The sequence below is a fragment of the bacterium genome, assembly GCA_030685015.1.
Taxonomy (GTDB): Bacteria; CAIWAD01; CAIWAD01; order CAIWAD01; family CAIWAD01; genus CAIWAD01.
Genome location: JAUXWS010000006.1, coordinates 23,114 through 29,113, shown reverse-complemented (window position 1 = coordinate 29,113; position 6,000 = coordinate 23,114). Strand labels below are relative to the sequence as shown.

General features: G+C 61.7%; 5 protein-coding genes and 1 pseudogene. 3 read left to right on the top strand and 3 right to left on the bottom strand.

What is annotated here, in order from left to right; all coding sequences use genetic code 11:
• The 3 genes and pseudogenes from Q8O14_00540 to Q8O14_00530 form a co-directional block, all read left to right on the top strand.
• A partial coding sequence (locus Q8O14_00540; protein MDP2359228.1) for an IS5/IS1182 family transposase occupies nt 1-136 on the top strand: 136 nt, incomplete at its 5' end.
• A 6-nt stretch (nt 137-142) separates the two neighbouring features.
• Nucleotides 143-643, top strand: a pseudogene (locus tag Q8O14_00535) (ice-binding family protein).
• Nucleotides 644-691: 48 nt separating this feature from the next.
• Nucleotides 692-949, top strand: coding sequence for a T9SS type A sorting domain-containing protein (locus Q8O14_00530; GenBank protein ID MDP2359227.1), 258 nt, complete (start codon nt 692-694; stop codon nt 947-949).
• Nucleotides 950-1,141: 192 nt separating this feature from the next.
• Here the strand turns inward: Q8O14_00530 and Q8O14_00525 are convergent, their stop codons facing one another.
• From Q8O14_00525 to Q8O14_00515, 3 genes are all read right to left on the bottom strand, one after another.
• Nucleotides 1,142-1,843 carry a hypothetical protein gene (locus Q8O14_00525; protein MDP2359226.1) on the bottom strand — a complete coding sequence of 234 codons (702 nt, stop codon included), beginning with the start codon at nt 1,841-1,843 and terminating at the stop codon, nt 1,142-1,144.
• A gap of 441 nt (nt 1,844-2,284) precedes the next feature.
• Nucleotides 2,285-3,475, bottom strand: a complete 1,191-nt coding sequence (locus tag Q8O14_00520) for a response regulator (GenBank protein ID MDP2359225.1) — start codon at nt 3,473-3,475, stop codon at nt 2,285-2,287.
• On the bottom strand, nt 3,472-5,571 hold the full coding sequence (locus Q8O14_00515) for a PAS domain S-box protein (GenBank protein MDP2359224.1): 2,100 nt from the start codon (nt 5,569-5,571) through the stop codon (nt 3,472-3,474). Before Q8O14_00515 ends, Q8O14_00520 begins: the two co-directional genes overlap by 4 nt.
• Nucleotides 5,572-6,000 lie beyond the last annotated feature (429 nt).

Below are 6,000 nucleotides of genomic sequence, written 5' to 3'. Positions count from 1 at the left end.
GTGGTTCAACCGCTTTCGAAAGCTTCTGGTGCGGTATGAAAAACTCGACCGCAGCTACATCGCGCTGGTCATGCTTGCCGCAGCCATCATTGTTTTCCGCATGGTGCCGGGAGACGTAAATATTATTCACGGATAGGCTCTAAGTCCTGGCACGGCCGTCACCGGATTCCCGCCTGGCTTGGTCAATGGAGCCCAGTACATCGCGGATCCGGTCGCGCTCCAGGCCAAGGTCGACCTGGTGACAGCCTATGACGATGCAGCGGGGCGAGGGCCGTCCACGACCATTCCCCCTGAGCTGGGCGGGTCCGTCCTGGTGCCGGGCGTCTACAACTCGGCCACAGGCGCGTTCGGGATCACGGGGACCTTGACCTTGGATGCGTTGAACGACGCCAACGCCGTGTTCGTATTCCAGATGGAGAGCACGCTGATCACGGCCACCGGCAGTGATGTCGTGTTCATCAACGGGGCGCAGGCCTGCAACGTGTACTGGCAGGTGGGCAGTTCCGCGACACTGGGCACGAACTCGAACTTCATGGGAACCATCCTGGCCCTGACATCCATCTCGCTGACAACCGGGGCGACCATGGAGGGCAGGGTGCTGGCGCGAAACGGCGCCGTCACCTTCGACAGCAATCTCGTCACCATGGCCATTTGCGAGGAGACGGTCGGCGCGCATGAGGTCCCGACCTCCATGGAACTGGCTCCCGCCTATCCCAATCCCTTCAATCCTTCCACGACCATCGAGTTCACCTTGGAGCAGACGGACCAGGTCAGGTTGGTCGTGCACAACATGCGTGGCCAGCAGGTGGCCGTGTTGGTCGATGGACTGGTGGCGCGAGGGAATCACGTGGTGGACTTCCAGGCGGCGAACTTGCCCAGTGGCATCTATACCTATACCCTGATGGCGGGAGATGTCCAGCGCACCAAATCGTTCACACTTCTCAAGTAGGCCCTGGTGGCCATGTGAAACAATCTGGGGGCCACGCGGCCCCCAGATTCATTTGGTTTGTGCGCCCAGCCTGCCCCTTGCCGCATCCGATTGCGGCAGCAAGCTGCATCCACTGATCCCGCATCCATGTCTTTCCGAACGTGTGGTCCACTTTCAATCATTCATCCGCCACACAAGGTGTGTGGGTCCTGATTAGTCTTTCACTTGCACGCCAATGATGAGCCGGACCTGGTGCGTGATATCACCCGGATCGATCTCGCCCACGCGCCAACTGACTCCCAACGCACTCCACAGGCCCGGGCCCCCATGGGACAAGGTGGGACCGAGGTAGACGGCGTCCTTGCTGGCGCGCAGTTCCGCGCCAAGCTTCAGATGCCACAACACGGGAAGGCTGGCACCCGCGTTGACGGAAAAAGTGGTTTCATCCGCGTCGAACTCCGCGACCGGATTGATGGCCAGGTCAACAGGACCAAAGCTCTGGGACAGGAGAAGCTTTGTCTCCCAGACGGATTTGGACAGCGTGGCGTTGTTCTTGTGCTCCAGGTAAAGGATGGGATGCCCGAAGGCGTCGGGCGTCTCCGTCAGGCGCCAGCGAAGGCGCACCTTGTAACCGTTCCAGTCGAGGGGTGAAGCGGGCGTGCGGGAGAAGACCTGGTAGATGGCCGCGTCCAGGCGTTCGGACATGCCGATCTCAAGCTCCACCTGGTGGACGGTTTTCAGGTTCTCCGCGCGGCGGGTCCAATCAGGGCTTTGCACGGTCATGTAGTGTTCGAGTTCGGCCTCACCCCTGTGCATCATGGCGGATCCGTATATCCAGACCCAGGGCCGCTGGTCGGCCATGCCGGAGGATGCTGCCATGAGGACTGCGGGAAGGGTGGTGGACAACAGGCGCATGGGGAAATTCCTTGTGCGTCAGGGAACCAGGTGCCAGCCCTTTGCCGGCCCTCTGACTCGAAGGTGTTAAAGTTAGGCACGCCAAACTATGGCGTCGCCGCATGATTCTGACGTTGGTGGCCGGCTGGTAATGGATGGAGAGACGCCCACGCCACGGGCCATCCGAACCTGGACAGCCAGCACCACCTGCTCTTCGAGCTGGTGGAAGCCATCATGCGGCTCGACTAGTCCGGAGCAGCGGCGGAGGACATGGGGCGTGGCCAAGTGGCGCTGACGGATTACCTGACCTACCATTTCGGTGCCGAGGAGGAGCTCATGCGGGAAATGGATTTCCCGCAGATGGAGTGGCACGCCAGACAATTCTAAGCGAGCGCGATGATTCTCCGCCAGGCGGCGAAGCCGCTGTTTCCTGAGGGCGACCGCGGTCTTGCCCTGATGCTTCTACTGGTTGGCAGTGAACGACTGAGGATCCGAGGGCGCTGCCGCCGTTGGCACCATGATCAGGAAGGGCTCCCGCAGTCCCACCCCCTGGTCGAAGGCGCGGATGCGCTCCAACATCAAATCGGAAATCACCTGCCCTTTCACAGCCAGGGTGATGCCGTTGCTGGCCAGGACGTCATCCGCCAGCAACTGCCCCACCCGCAGATCCTTCATGCGGACCGGCTTCTTCTCGAGGACGGCGGATTCCAGACGCAGATTCTGCAGGGCGTCCAGGACATCCCGGCGGATGCCTTTGGCCCTCCCATGCAGGTGTTCCACGGCCTCCTTGTAAGGCCGGCCCCTGCGCATCGACAAGTCGATGAGGACGGCCGCCTGCAGAATGTGGCCGCCGATCTCCGCGGGCGTGAGGTCGGCCAGCGGCAGCTCCAAACGCTCGCCAAGTGGTGTGAGCTGCCGGGCGATCATGTCCGCGGCTGCCTCCAACCGGGGCAGGTGGCGGATGAGCCGGGCCCCGATCTCCGGATGGGCGTGGACGTGCCGGGTCTCATCCTCATTCAAGTCATAGCCGGCGTGCACCTTGGCCAGCAGATCCGCGTCCAGGACGATGCAGCCGATCTGTGACAGCATGGCGGCGATCTCATACTGCCATGTGTGGTTCAAGCGCAGGGACTTCACCACGTGGCGCATCATGCGCAGGATGCGCTGATTCTGATCGGCCGTGGCGGGATGGATGGTGGCCAGCACCTCCGTCATGACGCGGATGCTTCCTGACAGAGTTCCCTCAAGCAGTTCGTGCTCGGTTTGCAGCTGGGTCCAGATGCGCAGCCCTTCCTGGACCGCGTTGAGGATGGTGGCCGGCGGGCAGGGCTTGGTCAGGAAGCGATGGATGTGCCCGCCGTTGACCGCGTCGATGGCCGTTTGCTGATCGGCGTTCCCCGTGAGCATGATGCGCACGATGTCGGGGAAGGCCTTGTGCACCTCCCGCAGCAGGGCGATGCCGGTCATCTGGGGCATGCGCTGGTCGCTGACAATCACGGCAAAAGGACCGCGCTCGCGCAGCATCATGAGGGCGGTTTGGCCGCTTTCGGCCGTGTCGAAGTCCAGGTGATTGCGGAAGGTGCGACGAAAACTCTCGAGAATGTTGGGGTCGTCATCAACGAAGAGCACTTTGGGATTGTCCGGCAGACTCATGCAAGATCTCCTGATGGCAGCGCGTCGACGGTACTCAAGGGAAGGAAGATACGGAATATTGAGCTGATCGATTCATGGGTCTCCACCTCGATGCGACCTTGATGCTTGTCCACGACCACATTCTGCGCCACGGCCAGACCCTGGCCGGTCCCCATGCCGACCTCCTTCGTCGTGAAGAAGGGGGTGAAGATGTTGGGCAGAACATCCGCCGGGATGCCGCCACCGGTGTCCTCCACTTCGATGAGGATCTCCTGGTCACGCTGCCGCGTGCGCACGGTGATCTTGCCCTTCGGAACTTCACCCTGACCGGCCCCGGTTTCACCGATGGCCTGCGCGGCATTGGTGATGAGATTGAGAAAGACCTGATTCAGGTCGGCCACCAGACAGGCGATTTCAGGCAAGTCCTGGGCCAGGTCCAGTTCAATGGTGGCCACGTGTTTCCATTCGCTGCGCGCCACCAGCATGGTGGACCTCAGCATGCGGTTGATGTCTCCCGCTTGCTTGCTGCTGCTGCCCGGGTGTGAGAATTCCTTCATGGCCTGCACGATGCTGGTCACGCGCTGCACGCCCTCCTGGCTTTGGGCCAGGGCCCGCGGGATCTCGTCCAGCAGAAAATCCAGGTCCAGCCCGATCGTCCCCGCCAGGATCTCCTCCGCCAGCTGTGTTCCTTCTTCGCATGCGGACAAGCGCAAGGCACCATGAAGCGCCTTGCCCACCAGCGGCAGCAGGCTGTCCAGCGAGTCACGGACGAAGGCAATGTTGTCCCAGATGTACTGGGTGGGCGTGTTGATCTCATGGGCCACGCCGGCAGCCAGACGCCCCACCGCCTCCAGGGTCTTGGCCTGTCGCAGTTGGGATTCCAGTTGCCGCTCATGTGTCAGATCGCGTTTGACGGCCACGAAATGGGTGGTCTCGCCGGATGCGTTCTGCACCGGGCTGATGCTGACACTTTCATGGAAGAGAGTGCCGTTCTTGCGCCGGTTGACCAGTTCGCCGTTCCAGGTGAGCCCCATGCTGATGTTGTCCCACATGGCCTTGTAAAAGGCGTCGTCTTGCTTGCCGCTTTTCAGGATCCGCGGATTCCGACCAAGGGCTTCCCGGCGCGAATAGCCCGTGATGCGCTCAAAGGCTGGGTTCAAGTAGAGGATCGTCCCTGTGGCGTCGGTGATGACGACCGATGCCTCCGACTGCTCCACGGCCGTGATGAGCAGGCTTCGCTCCCGCTCCGTTTGCTGCCGGTTCAGCGAAGAAGCGAAGACATCGGACAGCATCATCAACAGGGAGAGATCCTGCGGACTGTAATGCTCGATGCGTTTGGGATTTTCAAAGGTGACAAAGCCCTGCTGCCGCCCGCCATAGACAATGGCCATGCCGAGCAGGCTGGAGATGTCCAGGACGGCCATGGCGCGGCGCTCCAGCACGGCCTCGGGCGGGAGGCTTTCCGGGGATGGAATGTAGAGAAGCCGGTGCTTCTGCAGCTGGCCCAACCACCAGGGGAATCGACGCTCGTCGATGTCGGAGTGGCGCACCACGCGGGCCTCCAGCAGGTCCGCCTCGTCCTGCCACTCGTGGGTGGGGTGGAAGACGCCGGCGGCGTCCCGGTGGAAGAGAGCGCCACTGCGCGCGTTGAGGGTCAGTCCAATGTTCTGAAGTGTGTCCCGCAGGGCCTGGTTGAAGTCCGCCTGGGTCAGAAGGGCCCGCATGGACTGGGCCATGGCCAGCGTGAGCTGGCTGCGGTGTTCCGCCTCCTGCTCGCGACGGTGTCTGGCCGTGATGTCGCGGATGACGCCACAACTGCCCACCACGATTCCTGCCTCATCATGGAGGGGGCTGCCCGTGATCAAATAGGTGACCACCCTTCCTTCGACATCCCGCCCCTCCGCCTCATAGACCGTGGCCCGGCCTTGGGCACGGGCTTCTTCCTGCTGCTTGATCTGGCCTGTGATCTCGGGTCCGAAGATGTCCTGCTGGTTAAGTCCGAGAAGTGCCGCCGAAGACCTTCCAAGCAGGACTTCAGCAGCAGGGTTGAGGTAGATGAGCTTATGATCCAAATCAAAGGCGCAGTAGGGTTCGGCCAGATCCTCCAGGTATCTCAACCGGTTGACTGGTCCACCTGCAAGTGCGGATTCGTCCATGTGTTGCATAGGCCCTGGCAGCGATTTGATTGTGATGCAATTGGAGTTATCGACCAGGCAGGATCGAGGATTCACAGCCAAGCACGGGGGCCGCGCCTGAAGCCTGCCCGCCTAAATGAGGCCGGTTCACGCAACACGTGGCATGAACTCGGTCGTGGGCGGGCCGCAGCTCGGCTATGCGAATGCCGGTAAGCCACCTGAACACAATAGAGATCATCGTGGCACGACGATGGCCTCATGGGGGCATGCCACAAGGCAATCCCCATGAAGAACACAGTGATTCTTGTGAATATAGGCCGCCTTGCGCCCAGATTCGAGCAGCAGCATCTCGATGGCCCGCGGCCGGCAGGTGGAAATGCAGGCGCCACATCCAGTACATTTTTCACCCAA